An 18,958-nucleotide genomic window follows, 5' to 3' on the forward strand; every position below is an offset into this window, starting at 1 on the left:
CACCCGGATCGGTCTGGAAATGCAGCAGCAAAAGCCCGCCCGCCGCGACGACGAAGGCAAGGAGAAACCGCCTCAGAATCCGCGTCGTGCTGACAAGCGCGAACAGGACGACAGCGCCGGCGATGATCCAGGGGGCGGTCATACGGGCGGGCCACCAGGAAACATCTGTTTCAATACATCAATTATATCTCGAAACGATTCTACACGTCTGAAGTTCTTGATTGCTACGTCCGACCCATCACCGATCTTGCGACCAGCCTGCGCAGATCTCTCCACAAGGCGCCCGAAGGCGAGGCCTGTTCCAGCGGCGCTTTCAGTGAAACGTGCCTGCACGACCGCGCGGAACTCGTCGGCCGACGCTTCCGATATCGCGGCCCGGAAATCATGTGTTTCGCGGACCATGTCGCGGAGGATGGCCAGACTTTCGGCATCGAGCGCGATTGCCTGATCCGTCGACAATTCTTCAAGGTAAAAAATCATTTCATCGAACAACTCGATGACAGCGTCCCGATCGACGTGCTCGGCAGGAAGATCGGCCAACGGGGCAAGGGCCGCGTAGGATGGGCCGAAGTGCTTACGGGTGACTGACTTGAGAAATCCGACCCCCTCGTCGAGCATTGAGGCAAGTGTCGGCCCAAGGTCGTCGCGCGCTTTTTCCTCTTTGGAAAAGGCTTCCAACTGTCCCGCCAGCCGCACGATATGGCGCGCCCTGAGGTGGTTGAGGTCCTTCGCCCGCCGGACTTCATCGAGAACCTTTTGCGCGGCGCGCTGCAATACCCCGGCATGGTTGCCTGTTCCGGCAAGATCACCTGCGTAATCCACGAAATTCGCCAGGGTTTCTTCCAATTCGTCACAGTCATCGACAAAGGCACCGACGACTGCCGGGTCCTTCAGGTGGGCGTTGTCGTTTTCGATGCCGATTATCCGCATGACGCGATGCAGAGCATCGAAGGTGAAATCTACCGGGTAAGCCTTGGACAGCGCTGATCGGTATTTCTTCATCAAACGGGGGATGACGGTGTTGTTGATGTGCAGGTCGCCCTGCTTCCAGTCGTCCTCGGGGATCAGGGCGACGGCCTCGGTCAGGGATTGCGGGAAGGCGGGTTTGCCGTCCAGCAGGCCCTGGTACCAGGGCACCCAGAAGCTGCGGTAATCCGGCTGGTCGCCGTCGGGCTCGGGCAGCGCGTGCAGCGTGGCCTGCCATGCTTGGGCGATCTCGTCCGGCATCCCCTCGGGCCAGAGCGGGCGTGTGGCAGTGATGCCCTCCGCCTCGGCCCAGCGTGCGTCGTTGAATATTGTAGCGCGGGCGTCAGCCGCAGGATTCTTATCTCGCGGCGGATCGTGCTGATACCGCATGTTAGTAGCGCGTGATGCAGCAGTCATCGCGTCTGTCGCCGCTTTCGCGGCGGCGATCAGTGCGGAAGATCCAGACAACTGTATTGCATGCAGAGCCTGATTAGCTGCAATCGCTACTCGTGAACGCCCTGTTGCACGTTTGTGCTCGGCAACTTTCGGGGCAGCCTGTGAGAGGGCTAAAAGACTTTTGACAGTCGTATCTTTCGAGCCTGAGAACGTGCTGGCCGTCAGGGTTGCGCGAAAAAGAGTAAGCGTAGAAGGATCTTCGCTTCGATCGCCCGTCTCACAATAAAGCGGCAATACCCTTGCCGCGGCGCGGGCGGCGATCCAGACGCAGACTTCCTGGCTCTGGCCCTCCAGCCAGGCTTTCAGGTCGTCCTGCGTCTCGATCTCCGCCGCCCTCACATCGCTACCCTTTCAGCCGTTCCGGCAATCCCTTGGCCCAGGCGCTGATGGTGCCCGCACCGAGGCAGACGACCATGTCGCCGGGGCCGGTTTCGTCGCGCACCAGGGCGGCGAGGTCGTCGAGCGTGTCGATGGCGCGCGCGTCGCGGTGGCCGGCGCGGGTCAGCCCGGCGACAAGGTCGTCGCGGGACGCGCCTTCGATGGGGTCCTCTCCGGCGGCGAAAACCTCGGCGATGGCGACCACGTCGGCCTCGTTGAAACAGGCACAGAAGTCGTCGAAATGGTGGTGCAGCCGGGTATAGCGGTGCGGCTGGTGCACGGCGATCACGCGGCCCTCGCTGGCCTGGCGCGCGGCCCGCAGGACGGCCGCGATCTCGGTCGGGTGGTGGCCGTAATCGTCGATCACGGTAACGCCGCCCACCTCGCCCACGCGGGTGAAGCGACGCCCCACGCCCTTGAACGCGGCCAGCGCGGCACGGATTTCCGAGCGCTTCATGCCAAGGTGGCGGGCCACGGCCACCGCCGCCAGCGCGTTGGACACGTTATGGTCCCCCGGCATGGGCAGCGTGCAGCCCTCGATCATGGCCCCCTCGGTCTGTAGCGCGATGTCGAAATGCGCCTCGCCCTTTTGATAGCTCAGGTTCACGGCGCGGATGTCGGCCTGGGTGTTGAACCCGTAAGTCAGCACCCGGCGGTCGGTGATCCGGCCCACCAGCGCCTGCACGTCCGTGTCATCGGTGCAGCAGACGGCCAGCCCGTAAAAGGGGATGTTCGAGACGAAGTCGTAAAAGCCCCGGTGCAGGTTTTCCTCGGTGCCCCAGTGTTCCATGTGCTCGGGGTCGATGTTGGTGACGACAGCGATGGTCGCGGGCAGGCGGTTGAAGGTGCCGTCGCTCTCGTCGGCCTCGACCACCATCCATTCGCCCGCACCCACGCGCGCGTTCGAGCCATAGGCGTGGATGATGCCACCGTTGATGACAGTGGGATCAAGGTTTCCTCCGTCCAGAAGCGAGGCGACCATGGTCGTTGTCGTCGTCTTGCCATGGGTTCCGGCCACGGCGATGTTCGATTTGAGGCGCATCAGTTCGGCCAGCATCTCGGCCCGGCGCACCACGGGCAGGCCGCGGCGGCGGGCCTCGTCCAGTTCGGGGTTGCCCGGCTTGATGGCACTGGAGATCACGACGACCTCGGCCGCGTCGAGGTTATCGGCCCGCTGGCCTTCGAAGATCAGCGCGCCCAGCGATCCGAGCCGCTCGGTGATACCGGTGGATTTCACGTCCGATCCCTGAACCACATAGCCATGGTTGAGCAACACCTCGGCGATGCCGGACATGCCGATGCCGCCGATGCCGACAAAGTGGATCGGGCCGACATCAAGGGGGAGTTTCGTCGCCGCGGTCATGAGAGACTGTCCGTTGGTTCTTGCGTTGCGGCAGGTCCGGCCAGCTCCTCGACCAGCGCGACCAGCGCCTCGGTCGCCTCGGGCTTGCCCACGGACTGGGCCGCCTGCGCCATCTGCAACGCGCCGTCGGGGTTGGACAGGACGGCGTCGATCTGTTCGGTCAGGGTGCCCACCTCCAGCCGCGCTTCCGGAACGCGGATCGCCGCCCCCGCTTCTGCCAGGGCACGGGCATTGGCTGACTGGTGGTCGCCGGTGGCGATGGCAAGCGGCACCAGGATCGAGGGGCGCCCGATCACCGAGATATCGGCGACCGACGAGGCACCGGCGCGGCTGATCACCAGCTGCGCCTCGGCCATGCGGGCGGGGACATCGTTGAAGAAGCTCTGCACGTCGGCGGAAATGCCTTCGCTGGCATAGTAATCGGCGACGCGGTCATGGTCCTCGTCCCGGGCCTGGTGGCTGACGCGGACATGGCGGCGCAGGGCGGTGGGCAATCCCGCGATCGCGGGCGGCACCACGTCGGACAGGATACGCGCGCCCTGGCTGCCGCCCATCACCAGGATGGACATCGGGTAGTCGCCCGGCGCGATATAGCCCGCGCTTGCCCGGTCCAGCACCGACTGGCGGACCGGGTTGCCGCTGTGCACCCCGTCGACGCCCGCGGGCAGGTCCGTGGGCCAGATGCCACAGGCCACCTTGTCGACGCGCCTGGCAAAGATCCGGTTCACCCGGCCCAGCACACCGTTCTGTTCGTGGATCATGCGCGGCTTGCGCAGGAGCGTGGCCGCTGCCATGGCCGGGATGGTCGGATAACCGCCGAAACCCACCACGACATCGGGCTTGTCGCGCAGCATCTTGACCGCCGCACCGATCACGCCGCCGGCGATCCGAAACGGCACCAGCGCCTTTCCCGGCAGACCGCCGCGGGCGAAGGTGGCGCTGCTGACCTGTTCGATTTCGACCACGTGGGGAAACCCGCCGGTGTACCGCGCACCGCGCGCATCGGTGGACAGCTTGACCCGCCAGCCGCGGCGCAGCATCGCCTCGGCCAGCGCCTGCGCGGGGAACATGTGCCCGCCGGTGCCCCCGGCGGCAATGGTCAGAAGGGGTCTGCGCGCCATGATCAGCGCCCCCTGCGCAACAGGATGTCACCGATCTCGCCCTGCGGACGATTACGTGTGAGGGCCAGCAACATGCCAACCGCGATGCCGCTGGCGATCACCGACGACCCGCCGTAACTGACGAAGGGCAGCGTCATTCCCTTGGCCGGCAGCAGCCGCACGGCCACACCCATGTTGATCATCGCCTGCACCCCGATCATGGCCGCAAGGCCGCTTCCGGCCAAGCGGATGAACGGGTCTCGTTCGCGCATCAAACGGATCAGTGCGCGCAGCACGATCGCCACGTAAAGCACGATGATCGTGGCCACGCAGACCAGCCCGTATTCCTCGGCCGCGACAGCGATGATGAAATCGGTATGGGCATCGGGCAGTGACCATTTCACCTGCCCCTCGCCCACGCCCACGCCGAAGAAGCCGCCCTCGCGGATCGCGTTGGTGGCGTAGCCAAGCTGGGTGCGCGGGTCGAGTTCGGGCGAGAGAAAGCCATCGATACGGCGGGCGAAATGCTCTGAATTGGAATAGGCCACGGTGCCGCCCAGGACCGCCAGTCCGGCAATCGTCAGCAGCAGGAACAGGGGGGCGCCGGCGACGAAATAGACCACCCCCCAGCCGAACAGGACAAGCGCCGCCTGCCCGAAGTCCGGCTGCAGGGCCAGCAGCGTGACGATCACCAGCGCCAGCGCGAAGGAGTAGGACTTGCCCGGCGGGCCACCGAGCTGCTGACTCGCGGCCATGAACCAGGCGGCGACGATGATGAAGCCGGGCTTGAGGAATTCCGAAGGCTGGAAGGACCCGAAGCCCAGCGAATACCAGCGCACAGCGCCCTTGCCGAAGTCCGTGCCGAAAAACGGCAGCCCCAGCAGCGCGACGAAGGCCACGAGAAAGCCCAGCACGCCCAGCCGCCGGATCAGGGTCGGCGACATCATGGACATCACCACCATGACCGCGATGGCCACCGCCCCGAAGAAGGCCTGCCGCTGAACGTAGTAGAAGGGCGCGAAGCCGTTGCGCTCGGCCAGTGGGGGCGACGCGGCCAATCCCAGCAGCAGGCCGATCCCGAACAGGGCCAGCACGCAGGACAGGGTCCACCTGTCCACCGTGCGCCACCAACGGGGAAGAACCGGGTCCCCGGACGCGGCCGGAAGGGCCCCATAGACCATCTCTGTCATGGCATTACCGCTCGACTGCCTCGTTCACGCCCGGGTTGACCCGGGTCTGTGCAGGCAGACTAGACGAGCGGTGCCGTGATTTCCAGCGAAATAAGGTGCGACGGGCAACGCGACTGCGCGCTGCGCCCCTTGCGCAGCGCCGGTTTTCGCGGCAGTCAGCCGGCCATGCAGGTCAACACGCTGATACTGGGGGCCGGGGCGGCCGGGCTCTACTGCGCCGCCCATGCCGGTCCGGACACCCTGGTCGTCGATCACGGCAAGGCTCCGGGCGAGAAGATCCGCATCTCGGGCGGCGGGCGCTGCAATTTCACCAACCTGCACGCGGGACCGGACAATTTCCTGTCGGGCAATCCGCATTTCTGCAAGTCGGCCCTGGCGCGCCACACCCAGTGGGACTTTATCGACCTCGTCGACCGCCACCACATCCCCTGGCACGAAAAGACGCTGGGCCAGCTCTTCTGCGACACCTCGGCCAAGGACATCATCGCCATGCTGCTGGCCGAGGTGCACGCGGCGGGGGCCGATCTTTGGCTTCAGACCCAGATCGGCGAGATCACGCATGACGGCGCGCGCTTTCGCGTCACGCTCGACCGCGAGGGCCAGCGACGGAAGGTCAAGGCCCGCCACCTGGTGGTCGCGACGGGCGGCAAGTCCATCCCCAAGATGGGGGCCACGGGCCGCGCCTACGACATTGCCGCGCAGTTCGACGTGCCAGTGACAGAGACGCGCGCCGGGCTGGTGCCCTTCACCTTTTCCGACGCGCCCTTCACGGGGCTATCGGGCGTCTCGACACCCGTTCGGGCCATGGCGGCGGACGGCACCGGCTTTGACGAGGCGCTGTTGTTCACCCATCGCGGGCTGTCGGGTCCGGCCATGCTGCAGATCTCCAACTACTGGCAACCGGGCGAGGCGCTGACGCTCGACCTTGCGCCGGGCGCGGATCTCTACGAGACGCTGCGCGCCGCGCGGGCCACCGGTGGGCGCAAGCGCCTTGCCAGCGTCCTGCCCCTGCCCGCCCGGCTGGTCGAGCACCTGGGCGGCCAGCACGACCTGGCCGGGAATGTCGCCGACTGGTCAGACGCCCGGCTGCGCAGGCTCAGCGATGCGCTGACCGGCTGGCAAGTCCGCCCCACGGGGACCGAGGGCTATCGTACTGCCGAGGTGACGCTGGGCGGGATCGACACCGGAGCGCTGTCCTCGAAGACCATGCAGGCCAAGGGCCTGCCGGGGCTGCATTTCATCGGTGAGGCCGTGGACGTGACCGGCTGGCTGGGCGGTTACAATTTCCAATGGGCCTGGTCCTCGGCCCATGCGGCAGGACAGGCCATCGCGGCAGCGGATCGGGCCTGAGACAAGGACGACATGCCGCGAAATTGCGAGTATTTTCTCGGAGCGGCCACAATCGTGCCGTCATTCCGCCGCGAATAACAGCAAGCCTCGTCTCAATCCAATCTGACATCGAGGAGTCATCATGCGACACAACCGTTACCTTCCCGCCCTCGCTCTTGCCGCCGCCGGGCTCACCGCCACCGCCGGCCTGGCCGACCAGCAGGTCCGCTATGCTGCCGCACCCGTGCAGAGCGGCGAGGTCGTCCGGATCGGCGGCATGGATTTCCTGTTGGCGACCAACGGATGCAGCTATTCCCGGGCCGGCAGCCAGTGGCGGATCGTCGTCAACGGCGCGCGCATGGGGCTGACCAATGCGCGCGGCGGCTGCGCGCCGGCCTTGCCTGCGGGCGGCTGAGCCCCTCGACTAGAGCTTCTCGACCTGTGTGGCGAAATCCTCGCCGCGCCGCTCGAAATTGTCGTACTGGTCGAACGAGGCCGCCGCGGGGGCCAGCAAGACCACCTCGCCCGGCGCGGCCTCTGCGGCGGCCCGGGCCACGGCCGTGGCCATGTCGGTGCAGACCTCGGCCTCGACGCCTGTCAGCCGCATGGCGAAGTCAGCCGCCTCGCGCCCGATCACGTAGGCCTTGATCACCGATCCCGTCGCCCCCTCCAGCGCAGCCAGCCCGCCGTCCTTTTCCAGCCCGCCGCAGATCCAGCGTACCCGGTCGAAGGCCGCGAGGGCCTGGGCGGCGCTGTCCACGTTCGTCGCCTTGCTGTCGTTGACGTAACGCACGCCGCCGATCTCGGCGATCAACTGGCTGCGATGGGGCAGGCCCGGAAAGGTATGCAGGGCCTTCTCGATCACGCGCGGCGCCAGCCCCAGGGTCCGGCAGGCGGCATAGGCGGCACAGGCGTTCTGGTGGTTGTGCTGCCCCGGCAGGCCGGACACCGCGCGCAGGTCGATCGCACCCACCTGCCGCCCCTTGCGCCATTCCGTCAGAAACCCCTTGCGGGCAAAGACGAACCACCCCTCGCCCGACAGTTTGGCGGTGGCCACGCGGATCACCCGGTCATCCGCCGGGCCGGTGGCCAGCTGGTTGGCAAGATACCGGCCTTCGGGTTCGTCCACGCCAACCACGGCGCGATCCGGCCCGCCTTCGGCGAACAGGCGTCGCTTGGCCGCGAAATACCCCCCCGGCCCGCCGTGACGGTCCAAATGATCAGGCGTCAGGTTGGTGAAGACGGCGACATCCGGCGTCAGCGCGCGGGCGAGTTCGGTCTGGTAAGAGGACAGTTCTAGCACGATGACCTCGCCATCGTGGGGCGGCTCGATGTCCAGCACGCCGCGCCCGATATTGCCCGCCAACTGGCAAGGCCGACCGACGTGCTCAAGGATATGATGTATCAGAGCGGCGGTGGTGGACTTGCCGTTCGATCCGGTCACGGCGATGACGCGCGGCGGCTGGTCGAAATCGTCCCATTCCCCACTGGCGAGGCTGCGAAAGAACAGCCCAATGTCGTTGTCCACCGGGCAGCCTTCGTCCCAGGCGCGGGCGATGGCCGGGTGCGGCGCGGGGTAAAGATGCGGAATACCGGGCGAGGTGATCAGCATCGCCACACCGTGAAAGGCGCCCGGCTTCGTCAGGTCCTGCAGCGCGACGCCCAGTTCGGCGGCGCGGCGTTCCGCGTCGGGGCCATCATCCCAGGCCACCACCTCGGCCCCGCCGGCCTGCAAGGCGATCACCGCCGCCCGGCCCGACCGGCCCAGCCCGAGAACGGCAATCCTCTGGCCCGCGACACCGCGCACTGGAATCATGGCAAATGGCCCCCTCGACCCGTTTCGGACATGGCCGCCAACCTGCCCAAAGCGGGCGGCAGAGGCAAGACGGGGCGGTCAGCCCGCGTCGCCGGGCAGATCGGCGAGGCGGCGTTCCGTCTCGGCGATATGCGGATGCTCGGCGGGCAGCGCGGCGCGGAAGATCGCCAGCGCCTGCTCCAGCAGCCACCCGAGATTGCCGAGGTCCTTCGCATACTCCGGATGCGCCTCGCCGAGGGTCGCGCGGTCGATCTCCAGCGCCTCGCGGTAAAGCGCCTCGGCCTCGCGATGGCTGCCCAATGCGCGTAGCGTGCCGGCATGTTGCGCCAGAGCGCCCGCGTAATCTGTCGATTTTTCCCCGGTCCGCAGGCGCGCCCGGGGCACGCTGCGACGCGCCGCGATCTTGGCAAGCGCGCATTTTTCACCTCTTTGCAGCCCCTGCGACAGCCGGTTGAGTTCAACGTCCGACAACCCGTCCCAATTCAACGTCTCCACCGGCTCCCCGGCGTCGATATCGCGGGCGCGACGTTCGGCGAGTTTCGCGAGTTCGTCGAGGCGCGCGGAGTCCGGGTTGGCGGCTCGCCCTATGGCGGCGAACCGCCGCGCGTCGTCGATGGCCCATTTGCCCTGTTCATCGCTGTCGAGAATGCGCTGTTCGGTCAGGATTTCGGCAGCGGCGCCGAATGCCTCGGACTGCTTGTCTGAGAAATCGAAAGCAGTCTTTTCAAGGGCCGCCCAGTCGCCTTGGGCGCTCAATTCACCGGCACGTTCCAGAAAGCGTTCCGGATCGACCTTGTCCTGACGGACCCTTGCTTGTGCAAGTTTTCAACGCAGGTCGTCGCGCTCGTCTTCGAGGACCTTTTTCGCGCCTCTTAGCAGTTGGTCCTCGCGGAAAAACCCCGCCGCCGCCAGCGTCGCCAAAAAAGCAATGATCAGTGTCGCGACATCGACCCACTCATCCCGAAACTCGCCGAAAAACGTCCATGTTTTTCAATACACCCAAGTGCTCTCACTGCCACCATACTCGCGTGAGGCGACTTGGGAAGAGCCGGGGTTCGGTTTGGCGGCACCACGGGCCGGACCTGCCCCCTCACCGCACCTTGAGTGTCGCCAGCCCGATCAGCGCGAGGATCAGCGAGATAATCCAGAAACGGATGACGATCTGCGGCTCGGCCCAGCCCTTCTTCTCGTAATGGTGATGGATCGGGGCCATCAGGAAAACGCGCTTGCCGGTGCGCTTGAAGTAGACCACCTGGATGATGACAGACAACGCCTCCAGCACGAAAAGCCCGCCGACGATGGCCAGCACGATCTCGTGCTTGGTGGCCACGGCGATGGCCCCAAGCGCCCCGCCCAGAGCCAATGATCCGGTGTCGCCCATGAAGACGGCCGCCGGGGGGGCATTATACCAGAGAAAGCCCAGCCCCCCGCCGATCAGCCCGGCGGTGAAGATCAGCAACTCGCCGGTGCGGGCGACGTAATGCACCTCGAGGTAGTCGGTGAAGTCGGTCCGGCCAACGGCATAGGCGATGATCCCGAAGGTGCCCGCGGCGATCATCACCGGCATCACCGCAAGCCCGTCCAGCCCGTCGGTCAGGTTCACGGCATTGGCCGCCCCGACGATGACCACGATGGAAAAGGGAATGAAAAGCACCCCGAGGTTGATCAGCAGGTCCTTGAAGAACGGCAGCGCAAGCTGGTTGGTCAGTTCGGCGGGGTGATACTGCGCCGCCCACCAGCCGGCGATGCCCGCGATCAGCAGCCCCAACGCAAGCCGCAGCTTGCCCGGCACCCCGGCGGCGTTCTGCTTGGAGACCTTGGCATAGTCGTCGGCGAACCCGATGGCGCCATAGGAGATCGTCACGAAGAGCACCATCCAGACATAGGGGTTGTCGAGCCGCGCCCAGAGCATGGTCGAGGTCAAAAGCGCGCCCACGATCAGCAGCCCGCCCATGGTCGGCGTGCCGGTCTTGGCGACGTGGGTTTCGGGACCGTCCGTGCGAATGGGCTGACCACGGCCCTGTCGCTTGCGCAGCACGTTGATCAGCGGCGGGCCGAAGACGAAGCCGAAGATCAACGCCGTGAAGAAAGCGCCCCCGGCGCGGAAAGTGATATAGCGGAAGAGATTGTAGAAGTCCCCTCCGTCGGACAGGGCCGTCAACCAGTACAGCATTTGCGCGTTCCTCTCTTGTCGGGCCCTATCCCGCGTCCCGATGATCCAGTTTGCGGATGGCGTCAACGACGCAGGCGATACGGGACCCCTTGGAGCCCTTGACCAGCACGACATCGCCGGCATCCACCAGCCGGGCGGGGCGCGCGGCGAGGTCCTCCGCCGTCTCGGTCCAATGCCCGCGCCTGTCGTCGGGCAACGCCTCGTAAAGGGCGCGCATGCGTGCGCCGGCGCAATGCACCAGGTCCACCTCCGCCAGGGCCGGTATCTCGGCCAGGGCGGCATGGGCGGCCGTCTCCTCGGCGCCAAGTTCCAGCATGTCGCCCAGGATGGCCACCCGGCGGCCGCGCATCGTGCGCCCGACCCCATCGACCGGGACATGGGAGGCGAGCACCTCGAACGCCGCCGCCATAGAGGCGGGGTTGGCATTGAAGGCATCGTCGATCAGGGTCAGTGTCGCACCCCGGTGCGCGGGGTCGACGATGACGGTTTCCAGGGTGCCGCGCCCCGCCGGGGGCTGCCAGCGCGCCAGGTCCATGGCAGCGCGCACCGGGTCGGCGCCAAGGGCCTGCACCGCGGCCAGCACCCCCAGGCTGTTCATCGCGAAATGCCGCCCCGGCGTGTCCAGCTTGTAGGTCAGCGACCCGACCGGGGTCTCGGCCTGCACGATCGTCCGGCCCTCGGTCAGGCGCAGGTCCGACAAGCGAAACTGGCAGGCCGCATCGGACCCCACGCGCAGGACCGGTCCGCCCGCGGCCGCCGCCGGGCCGGTGATCCGCTCCAGAAGCCCGGGCGCTAGGTCGCCGTCGAAGATCGCGGTGCCGCCTGCCTCAAGCCCTTCGAAGATCGCGGCCTTCTCGCTGGCAATCGCCGCGAGGCTGCCCAGCGCCTCGAGGTGGGCCGCGGCAACGGTCGTGATCAGGGCCACGTGGGGTCGGGCCATCCGTGCGAGCGGCGCGATTTCGCCGGGGGCGTTCATGCCGATCTCGACCACCGCATACTCCGTGTCCACGGGCATTCGCGCCAATGTCAGCGGAACACCCCAATGATTGTTGTAACTGGCCTCGGCGGCATGGGTGCGACCCTGCGCCGACAGCACGATGCGGGCCATGTCCTTGGCCGAGGTCTTGCCGACCGAGCCGGTGATACCGAGCACACGCGCGCCGGAGCGGGCGCGCCGCGCCCGCCCCAGCGCGGCAAGGGCCGCCTGCACATTGTCCACGATCAGCAGAGGCGCCGAAGCGGGCACCCCTTCGGGGCGATGCGTGACCAGCGCCGCCACCGCGCCCCCGTCGAAGGCATCGGCCACGAAGTCGTGCCCATCGCGCGCGGCCTCCAGGGCCACGAAGAGATCACCCTCCTGCAATGTCCGGGTGTCGATGCTGACGCCGGTCGCGGCGAAATCGCCCGTCGCGTCGCCCCCGGTCGCAGTCGCGGCCTCGGCTGCGGTCCAAAGCACCATCACAGCCGCCCGTCCAGCGCGGCCACCGCCACGCTGGCCTGTTCGGCATCGTCGAAGGGCAGCACGTCGTCACCCACCACCTGGCCGGTCTCGTGCCCCTTGCCGCAGATCAGCAGCGCGTCGCCCGGCCCCAGCGCATCGACGCCGCGCAGGATCGCCTCGGCCCGGTCGCCGACCTCGATCGCCTCGGGGCAGCCCAGCAGAACGGCGGTGCGGATCGCGGCAGGATCCTCGCTGCGGGGGTTGTCGTCGGTGACGAGGACCAGGTCGGCATTCTCGGCCGCGGCCTGCCCCATCAGCGGGCGCTTGCCCGGATCACGGTCGCCACCAGCCCCGATGATGACAACCAAGCGCCCCATGACGTGGGGGCGCATGGCCTGCAACGCGACGCCGACCGCATCCGGTGTATGGGCATAATCGACGAAGACGCTCGCGCCGTTTTCACGGGTCGCGGCCAGGTCCATCCGCCCGCGCACGGTGCGCAGGGCGGGCAACACCCCGAAGACCTCGTCGGGGTCGGACCCGGCGCCGATACAAAGCCCCGCGGCCAAGAGGACATTTTCCGCCTGGAACCCCCCGATAAGGTTCAGCCGCACCATCCGGCTCCGGCCCTCCCAGTCGAAGCGGATTTCCTGCCCGGTCGCGTCAAACCGTTGGCCCTGCAGGCGCAGCCGCGCGCGCGGGTGACGGCCCAGGCCGATCAGCTCTTGCCCGCGCGCCTTGGCAATGTCGGCCAGCTCGCGGCCGCGCGGATCGTCAAGGTTCACCACCGCCACACCGTCGTCGGGCAGAACCCGCGTGAACAGACCCGCCTTGGCGGCGAAATAGGCGTCGAGCGTTTCGTGATAGTCGAGGTGGTCCTGGCTGAAATTCGAGAACCCGGCGGCCGCAAGGACAATACCATCCAGCCGCCGCTGGTCCAGCCCGTGGCTGGACGCCTCCATGGCCACGTGGGTGATGCCCCGCGCACGGGCCTCGGCCAGGACGCGATGCAGGGTGATCGGATCAGGCGTGGTGTGGCGAAGAGGGTGGGTCCAGGCCCCCTCGACCCCGGTCGTGCCGAGGTTCACCGCCGGCAGGTCCATCTCGATCCAGATCTGGCGGCAGAAACTGCTGATCGAGGTCTTGCCGTTGGTCCCCGTCACGGCGATCACGGTGTCCGGATGCGCCCCGAACCAGAGCGAGGCCGTCTGCGCCAGCGCCTGGCGCGGGTCTTCCGACAGGATCAGCGCGGCAGTCGACCCGGCCAGTTCCTCGGCCGCCAGCCGCGCGCCCTGCGCATCGGTCAGCACCGCCACGGCGCCCATCCGCAGCGCGTTCGCGATGAATTCACCGCCATGCACCCGGCTGCCCGGCAGCGCGAAAAACAGCGTCCCGTCGGTGACCTCGCGGCTGTCAACGGTCAAGCCGGTGATCACGGCCTCGGCCCCGCCGCGGGCGGTCAGGCCCAGCTCGGTCAGCTTCATGGTCTTCTGGCCCGTGCCGCCCATCCGGATGCCCTGCCCTAGTTCGCGGTGAGTGTTACACCCACCGGCCGGCGGCTTGCAACGTCGGGGCGCATGTCCAGCAGGGGGGCCGCGCGGCGGATCATCTCGGCGGCGACCGGAACGGCCGTCCAGCCCGCCGTGCGGCGGCTCTCGCCCAGTGCCTCGATCTGCGGCTCGTCCAGGGTGACGATGAGAACGTAGCGCGGCGCATCGGCAGGAAAGACGGTGGCAAAGGTCGCGATGGTCTTGTCCTCGTGGTAACCGCCCTGCGGGCGCGGCTTGTCGGCGGTGCCGGTCTTGCCCCCCACGCGGTAGCCCGCGACATCCCCGAAGGAGGCCGTTCCCTCGGTGACGACGGCGCGCAGCATGTCGCGGGAGCGGGCCGAGACCTCTTCGCTGACCACGCGGGGCCCCTGCTGCGGCCGGTCCCGGCGCAGCAGCGTCGGCGTCACCCGGGTGCCCCCGTTGACCAGGCTGGCATAGCCGGCGGCGAGATGCAGCGGCGAGGACGACAGCCCGTGCCCGTAGGAAATCGTCATGGTCGAGATCTCGGACCAGTTGTCCGGCAAGAGCGGCGCGCCGGTGGGTGCCTCGACCATCTCGGCGGGGGTGGGGTCGAGAAAGCCCAGCCGGCCGAGGAAGTCGCGCTGCCGATCGGCGCCGATCTCCTGGGCGATGCGGGCCGTGCCGATGTTCGAGGATTTCACGATCACTTGGCGCGTGGTCAGCTCATCCCCGTAGTCGCGGAAATCGCGGATTCTGAAACGCCCCCAGGTCAGGGGGCCGCTGGTGTCGATCTCGGTCTCGGGGTCCACCAGGCCGAGCTCCATCGCCTGGGCCACGGTGAATATCTTGAACACCGAGCCCAGTTCGTAGACCCCCTGAACCGCACGGTTGAACAGCGGGCTGTCGCCCTGGTCGCCCTCGGTCAGGACGCGCGGGCGATCGTTGGGGTCGAAGTCGGGAAGAGAGACCATCGAGATGACCTCGCCCGTGTGCACGTCCATCAGCACGCTGCTGGCCCCCTTGGCGTTCATCAGCATCATGCCGCCCTGCAGGACCCTCTCGGACGCGGCCTGCACCGACAGGTCCAGCGACAGGCGCAGCGGCGCGCCCTCGTTGCCCGGGTCGCGCAGGCGCTCGTCGAAGAATTTCTCGACCCCGGCCACACCGATCACCTCGGCGCTGCTGACCCCTTCACGTCCGTAGGACGCCCCGCCAAGCACATGCGCGGCCACAGCACCGTTTGGATAGAGCCGCATTTCGCGCGGACCGAACAGCAGGCCCGGCTCGCCGATGTCATGGACTGCCTGCATCTGCTCGGGGCTTATCTCGCGCCGGATCCACAGGAAGCGCCGCGCGCCCGTGAAATCCTCTTGCAACGCCTCGGCCTCCAGTTCCGGAAAGATCGCCGCCAACTCGGTCGCGGCCTTTTCCGGGTCCACCATCTGCGGCGGCTGGGCATAGAGACTATGTGTCTGAAGGTTGGTGGCCAGGATGCGCCCCCGGCGGTCGAGGATGTCGGCACGCTGGCCGATGATCGGGTTGCCGCGGGCCTGTGCTGTGGGCTCCTCGGGGACGGTGCCGGCCAGGACGCCCATCCGCAGCCCGATGGCGCCGAACGCGACAAGGAACATCGCCGCCATGACCAGCAACCGGCCCTCTGCGCGCTGGCGGGCCCGGTCCTGCATACGCTCGTGACGCAGGCGGCGGTTCTCGGCCTCGATGCGGTCGGGGTTTTCCCCCCTGTCGCGGGCCCTGAGGATGCGCGCCAGGGGGCGCAGCGGCGTGCGGATCATCGCGCAGTCTCCTCTGCCGGGGCGTCCGGGTTTTCAGGCGCGTTGTCGCTGGACACCTCAACCGGGTCGGTGATCGGCGGCAGCGCGGGGGCGGGATAGGCGATCTGTCCCACCTTGCCGAAGGCATCAGGCATCAGCGGCAGAAGACGCAGACGCTCGAAGTTCAGTTCGGCCAGGTCGCGCAACCGGTCCGGTCGATTGAGATAGGCCCATTCCGCGCGCAGCATCTGAAGCCGCTCGTGGGCCGCGCCGATGTCGCGGTGCAGCGCCCGAACCTCACGCATGGCCTCTTGCGTGCGGTAATTCTCCTGGTAGGCCCAGACCCCGAGTGCGACCACCGCCAGGGCGGAAAGAACGTATAGAAAAGAGCGCATTACCTGTCCCTCTTCAATCGGGGCATCCCCAGTTTCGCGAGATCCACCACCGCAGCGGGCGCATCGGTACGACGCGCCACGCGCAGCTTGGCGCTGCGGGCGCGGGGATTGCCGGCCAGTTCGGCAGGGTCCGCGCCGACGGCCTTCCTGGTGATGATCTCGAAGGCCGGCGTTTCCTGTTGGATTTCAGGGGCATGGCGACTGACGCTCGCGCGTTTTCCGGCCCGTTCCTGCAGGAAGCGCTTGACCATGCGGTCCTCGACCGAATGGAAAGTCACGACCGCGAGGTGACCGCCGGGCGTCAGCGCGCGCTCGGCAGCCATCAGCCCCTCGCCCAGCTGCCCGTATTCATCGTTCACCGCGATGCGCAAGGCCTGGAAAGACCGCGTGGCCGGGTGGCTCTGGCCCGGTTTCGGACGCGGAAGGCAGGATTCCACCAGCCGGGCCAGTTGCAGCGTCGTCTCGAAGGGTGCCTCGGCGCGTTGCGCCACGATCTTCCTGGCGATGCGCCGACTGGCGCGTTCCTCGCCATAGGTAAAGAGTATATCGGCGATGTCCTGCTCGGTGGCGGTGTTGACGATGTCGGCCGCGCCGGGGCCATCGCCGCCCATCCGCATGTCCAGCGGTCCATCCTTCTGGAAGGAGAAACCGCGCTCGGCCTGATCCAGCTGCATGGAAGACACGCCAAGGTCCAGCACCACACCATCCAGATCCGCCCCATAGGTGTCGAGGTTTGAAAAAGTTCCCTCAATCAGCTCGATTCGGGGGTCATCGACCGCCCATTGTACCATTTTGAAAACCGACGGGTCGCGATCCACACCGATCACCTTGTCCGCGCCGGCCTTGAGCAATTCGCGCGTATACCCCCCGGCGCCAAAAGTTCCGTCAAGCCAGGTGCCGCGAACCGGCGCGCAGGCCGCGATCAGCGGCCCGATCAGGACGGGAAGATGCGGGGTGTCGGTGGCATCGGCCCCCATGGCTCAGCCCTCGTCGCCGGGCGGATCGATGAGGCTGAGCGGATCGAAGTCCTCGGGCTGATCCTCGAGCCATTCCGCGGTCTCGGCGGCCTCGACCTCGTCGTAGGTCGCGGCGTTCCAGATTTCGAAATAGTCGCCCATCGCCACCATGACCGCCTCGCCGCTCAGCCCGATCTGCTGACGCAGGCGCTGGGGCAGGACAATGCGCCCGTCCTTGTCGATCTCGGTGTCCCAGGACTTGCCGAGGATCATACGGCTGGCGCGCTTGCGTTCGGTCGACCCGCGAGGAAGCTTGCGAATGCCTTCCTCGATCTCGGCCATGGCCTCGATGGTGTAGACGTGCAGGCAATTCCTGAGGTGGGGACCGTGCAGGACGACCATACGCGGCAAGGGGATTTCGGGGCAACGCGGATCACCATCGGCGAGCACGGCACGGAAATCGGCCGGGACCGAAACGCGGCCCTTGGTATCAACCTTCTGGTTGAACTCGCCTCTGAAACTCAGAACCACTGTCCCGCGGTCCTTTCCCGCTGCCTCTCCCCCGCCCGTGGCCAGAATAGAAAACGGCGGATCGGACTGCTGCCACTGTCCGATCCGCCGCCCTCGTCCCGTCTCCGGGAGGTCCGACTGCGCGCGCCACCTGGGGGGATGTCTGCTCGCTCGCGCGCCGGATCTTGTCGTTCAAGGAATGCGGGTGCCTGTATGAAACCTGACTGCGTGTCGGTGGGGTCGTTCGTCTGCCCCGAATTGTCTGCCCGTTTTCCTTATCCAAGTTTGTGCCATGGGAAATCATGGGAAGCAACGGTTTTCTTGGGATTCCGTGGCACAAGATCCTGTTCACGATACCAAGCGCAGACAAGATCATGTGCGATATCCGCCGAAACTAGACACATAGAGTGCCAAAATTCTCCATCTCCACCATATATTGATCATCCTGAGAAGTTCCATGAAGTCCCGGCATGATCGGAAGTTTCTGTCCCTACACTGGGCATCATTGGCGATTCAAGCTGATTTCGAGCCCGAATCCGGGTCTCGAACCGCCAGAAACGATTCGCGGGGGCAGTCAGTTCCAGGGCTTCCCGGGCGCAACGGCGGGGTCAGAGACGTTTCCACATCACATGGGCATCCACTGGACCCAGACGCGGGTGGCGGAAGGCCTCGGGCAGCGTTCCGACGATGCAGAAGCCCAGGCTGCCCCACAGCCGCAGCGCGCCCGTGTTCGAGGCAAGCACCAGGTTGAACTGCATGGCGCGATAGCCCATGGCCCGCGCCCGGTCCTGCGAATGCAGACACATGGCGCGCGCCACGCCCCTGCCCCGCGCCGCCGCATCCGTGACATAGCCGCAATTGCAGACATGGGATGCGCCGCCTCCGTGGTTGGTCCTGACGTAATATGTCCCCAGAAGTATGGAGGCTTCGGCCACGAAGGTCGCCACGGGCCGGTCGAGCCACATTGCCCGCGCGGCGGCCTCGGATATATCGCGATCCACCGCATAGGTCTCGCCCGCACGAAAGACCGGCTCGAGCATGGCCCAGATCGCGGGCCAGTCCTCCGCGGTTGCGGGCCGGATTTGCAAGTCCGGCGGCGCCCGCCCGCGTCCTGATTCCCGGTCATCCGCCATGCGGACCCTCATATCCTGTCCTGTGCATTCATATTTCGCACAAATTCCACCCAGGACATGCCACGGAATGGGCAATCCGAAAAGGCGCCCCCGCGTCATCCCGATGCTTGGGCGCAGTTGCCTGATAATCCGGCATATTCCCATGCAGATGCTGCATAGCAGCATTGCCAATTTGATGGATTGTACAGTCGCAGCATTAGCCTATGTTTGGTTGTAACGACGCAGAACGCGCCGAAACGAAAGATGAAACGAAAGCGAAAGGGACCACCATGGCACACATGACTGATCTCCGCGTTCACGGTCCTTCCCTGGCAGAACGGGTGTCGGCCCTGCGTGACGCATTGGCCCACCGTGCCGCCCGGCGCAAGGCCTACCGCAAGACGTACGACGAACTGTCCCGCGTCAGCGACCGCGACCTTGCCGACATGGGGCTGCACCGGTCCATGATCCCCGGCGTCGCCATGCAGGC

General features: G+C 66.7%; 17 protein-coding genes. 3 read left to right on the forward strand and 14 right to left on the reverse strand.

What is annotated here, in order from left to right; translation table 11 throughout:
* Positions 1-138: 138 nt before the first annotated feature.
* The 4 genes from VJ897_RS13920 to ftsW are packed head-to-tail and all read right to left on the reverse strand — an operon-like array spanning position 139 to position 5,453.
* The gene (locus VJ897_RS13920; protein WP_324056302.1) at positions 139-1,761 is read right to left on the reverse strand and encodes a hypothetical protein; all 1,623 of its coding nucleotides are present in this window, start codon (positions 1,759-1,761) and stop codon (positions 139-141) included.
* 4 nt (positions 1,762-1,765) lie between these two features.
* On the reverse strand, positions 1,766-3,163 hold the full coding sequence (gene murC / locus VJ897_RS13925) for a UDP-N-acetylmuramate--L-alanine ligase (protein WP_324056303.1): 1,398 nt from the start codon (positions 3,161-3,163) through the stop codon (positions 1,766-1,768).
* Entirely contained in the window at positions 3,160-4,284 is a 1,125-nt protein-coding gene (locus VJ897_RS13930) for a UDP-N-acetylglucosamine--N-acetylmuramyl-(pentapeptide) pyrophosphoryl-undecaprenol N-acetylglucosamine transferase (RefSeq protein WP_324056304.1), read from the reverse strand. Before VJ897_RS13930 ends, murC begins: the two co-directional genes overlap by 4 nt.
* A gap of 2 nt (positions 4,285-4,286) precedes the next feature.
* Entirely contained in the window at positions 4,287-5,453 is a 1,167-nt protein-coding gene (ftsW, locus tag VJ897_RS13935) for a putative lipid II flippase FtsW (protein ID WP_324056305.1), read from the reverse strand.
* Positions 5,454-5,618: 165 nt separating this feature from the next.
* Here ftsW and VJ897_RS13940 point away from each other — a divergent pair, with 165 nt between their 5' ends.
* Both VJ897_RS13940 and VJ897_RS13945 read left to right on the forward strand, forming a co-directional pair.
* Positions 5,619-6,803 (forward strand): BaiN/RdsA family NAD(P)/FAD-dependent oxidoreductase, encoded by a 1,185-nt coding sequence (locus tag VJ897_RS13940; protein WP_324056306.1) that lies wholly within the window; start codon positions 5,619-5,621, stop codon positions 6,801-6,803.
* A gap of 121 nt (positions 6,804-6,924) precedes the next feature.
* Positions 6,925-7,197 carry a hypothetical protein gene (locus tag VJ897_RS13945; RefSeq protein WP_324056307.1) on the forward strand — a complete coding sequence of 91 codons (273 nt, stop codon included), beginning with the start codon at positions 6,925-6,927 and terminating at the stop codon, positions 7,195-7,197.
* Positions 7,198-7,206: 9 nt separating this feature from the next.
* Here VJ897_RS13945 and murD read toward each other — a convergent pair whose 3' ends face one another.
* The 10 genes from murD to VJ897_RS13995 all read right to left on the reverse strand — a co-directional run bounded on the left by murD (position 7,207) and on the right by VJ897_RS13995 (position 18,501).
* Entirely contained in the window at positions 7,207-8,598 is a 1,392-nt protein-coding gene (gene murD, locus VJ897_RS13950) for a UDP-N-acetylmuramoyl-L-alanine--D-glutamate ligase (RefSeq protein ID WP_324056308.1), read from the reverse strand.
* A 78-nt stretch (positions 8,599-8,676) separates the two neighbouring features.
* A complete protein-coding gene (locus VJ897_RS13955) occupies positions 8,677-9,354 on the reverse strand; it encodes a tetratricopeptide repeat protein (RefSeq protein WP_324056309.1) in 678 nt (225 codons plus the stop codon).
* 334 nt (positions 9,355-9,688) lie between these two features.
* A complete protein-coding gene (mraY, locus tag VJ897_RS13960; protein WP_324056310.1) occupies positions 9,689-10,771 on the reverse strand; it encodes a phospho-N-acetylmuramoyl-pentapeptide-transferase in 1,083 nt (360 codons plus the stop codon).
* Positions 10,772-10,796: 25 nt separating this feature from the next.
* The gene (locus tag VJ897_RS13965; RefSeq protein ID WP_324056312.1) at positions 10,797-12,230 is read right to left on the reverse strand and encodes a UDP-N-acetylmuramoyl-tripeptide--D-alanyl-D-alanine ligase; all 1,434 of its coding nucleotides are present in this window, start codon (positions 12,228-12,230) and stop codon (positions 10,797-10,799) included.
* Positions 12,230-13,696, reverse strand: a complete 1,467-nt coding sequence (locus VJ897_RS13970) for a UDP-N-acetylmuramoyl-L-alanyl-D-glutamate--2,6-diaminopimelate ligase (protein WP_324056314.1) — start codon at positions 13,694-13,696, stop codon at positions 12,230-12,232. The genes VJ897_RS13965 and VJ897_RS13970 overlap by 1 nt, the downstream gene beginning before the upstream one ends.
* Before the next feature lie 38 nt (positions 13,697-13,734).
* Positions 13,735-15,516, reverse strand: coding sequence for a peptidoglycan D,D-transpeptidase FtsI family protein (locus VJ897_RS13975; protein WP_324056316.1), 1,782 nt, complete (start codon positions 15,514-15,516; stop codon positions 13,735-13,737).
* Positions 15,513-15,890 (reverse strand): cell division protein FtsL, encoded by a 378-nt coding sequence (gene ftsL, locus VJ897_RS13980; protein ID WP_324056317.1) that lies wholly within the window; start codon positions 15,888-15,890, stop codon positions 15,513-15,515. The genes VJ897_RS13975 and ftsL overlap by 4 nt, the downstream gene beginning before the upstream one ends.
* Positions 15,890-16,867, reverse strand: coding sequence for a 16S rRNA (cytosine(1402)-N(4))-methyltransferase RsmH (gene rsmH / locus VJ897_RS13985; protein WP_324056319.1), 978 nt, complete (start codon positions 16,865-16,867; stop codon positions 15,890-15,892). The genes ftsL and rsmH overlap by 1 nt, the downstream gene beginning before the upstream one ends.
* A gap of 3 nt (positions 16,868-16,870) precedes the next feature.
* The gene (locus VJ897_RS13990) at positions 16,871-17,377 is read right to left on the reverse strand and encodes a division/cell wall cluster transcriptional repressor MraZ (RefSeq protein ID WP_324056321.1); all 507 of its coding nucleotides are present in this window, start codon (positions 17,375-17,377) and stop codon (positions 16,871-16,873) included.
* A gap of 587 nt (positions 17,378-17,964) precedes the next feature.
* A complete protein-coding gene (locus tag VJ897_RS13995; protein WP_324056323.1) occupies positions 17,965-18,501 on the reverse strand; it encodes a GNAT family N-acetyltransferase in 537 nt (178 codons plus the stop codon).
* A gap of 266 nt (positions 18,502-18,767) precedes the next feature.
* Between VJ897_RS13995 and VJ897_RS14000 the strand changes: the two genes are divergently transcribed.
* On the forward strand, positions 18,768-18,958 hold a 191-nt coding region (locus tag VJ897_RS14000), incomplete at its 3' end, for a DUF1127 domain-containing protein (RefSeq protein WP_324056324.1).

The organism is Salibaculum sp., assembly GCF_035270045.1.
Lineage (GTDB): Bacteria > Pseudomonadota > Alphaproteobacteria > Rhodobacterales > Rhodobacteraceae > Salibaculum.